The organism is Sphingobacterium sp. NPDC055346, from assembly GCF_053645235.1.
In genome coordinates, this window is sequence record NZ_JBSHMI010000015.1 from 1,549 (window position 1) to 2,778 (window position 1,230).

Sequence of the window (1,230 nt, forward strand, 5' to 3'; positions counted from 1 at the left end):
CATGCCGACGCTGTTCCTAAAAACATTTCGGGGAGTACGAGCTATTTCCCAGTTTGATTGGCCTTTCACCCCTACCCTCAGGTCATCCGGAAACTTTTCAACGTTTATCGGTTCGGTCCTCCAGTACGTGTTACCGCACCTTCAACCTGCCCAAGGGTAGATCACAAGGTTTCGCGTCTACCTCGTCCGACTGTGCGCCCTGTTCAGACTCGCTTTCGCTTCGGCTCCTGGCCTTAAGCCATTAACCTTGCCGGACAAGAGTAACTCGTAGGCTCATTATGCAAAAGGCACGCCGTCACGGAATCGCTCCGCTCCGACCGCTTGTAAGCACACGGTTTCAGGTTCTTTTCACTCCCCTGTTCGGGGTTCTTTTCACCTTTCCCTCACGGTACTGGTCCACTATCGGTCTCTCAGGAGTATTTAGCCTTGCCAGATGGTGCTGGCGGATTCCCACAGGATTTCTCCGGTCCCGCGGTACTCAGGATACCACTATGCCTGCATTCTTTGCCTGTACGGGGCTCTCACCCTTGTCGCGCAGTTTCCCACCTGCTTCCAGTTCATAGCACAGTACAATATCGTGGTCCTACAACCCCGGCCATGCCGTGACATGACCGGTTTGGGCTCTTTCCCGTTCGCTCGCCACTACTTGGGAAATCATTGTTATTTTCTCCTCCTACGCCTACTTAGATGTTTCAGTTCAGCGCGTTCGCCTCAATTGATGGCATGTCTTCAACATGCCGGGTTGCCCCATTCGGAAATCCACGGATCGATTCGCATTTGCCGATCCCCGTGGCTTATCGCAGCTTATCACGTCCTTCATCGCCTCTGAGAGCCTAGGCATCCCCCGTGTGCCCTTGTTTACTTTCTTCACGCTACCACCCCTTTTGCCAAGTGGTAGGTTGCTTTTGGTCCCATGCTTGCGCATGGAGCCTCTGTTGTCTTCTCTTGTTAATCTCTTTTCTTCCAATATGTCAAAGAACTCTTTATCCGAGCAGTTAGTATCAAGTACTTAGTATCTAGACCGTGACGGCCGTACATTTCCTTTACACTGCGCTCAGAAACGTGGAGAATAACGGATTCGAACCGTTGACCCCCTGCGTGCAAGGCAGGTGCTCTAGCCAGCTGAGCTAATCCCCCGTGTGATGGTAGTCCCGAGCAGATTTGAACTGCTGACCCCTACATTATCAGTGTAGTGCTCTAACCAACTGAGCTACGGGACTAGCTTATCTC

Annotated in this window: 2 tRNA genes and 1 rRNA gene (1 of these 3 only partly in view); all 3 read right to left on the bottom strand. The window is 52.1% G+C overall.

Features of this window, described 5'->3' with window-relative positions:
- Positions 1-868 (bottom strand): 23S ribosomal RNA (locus ACWICE_RS19650) (its annotated part extends 1,548 nt beyond the left edge of the window); the annotation flags it as partial.
- 195 nt (positions 869-1,063) lie between these two features.
- A tRNA-Ala gene (locus ACWICE_RS19655) sits at positions 1,064-1,137 on the bottom strand.
- A 6-nt stretch (positions 1,138-1,143) separates the two neighbouring features.
- Positions 1,144-1,220 (bottom strand) — tRNA-Ile (locus ACWICE_RS19660).
- Positions 1,221-1,230: the final 10 nt, after the last annotated feature.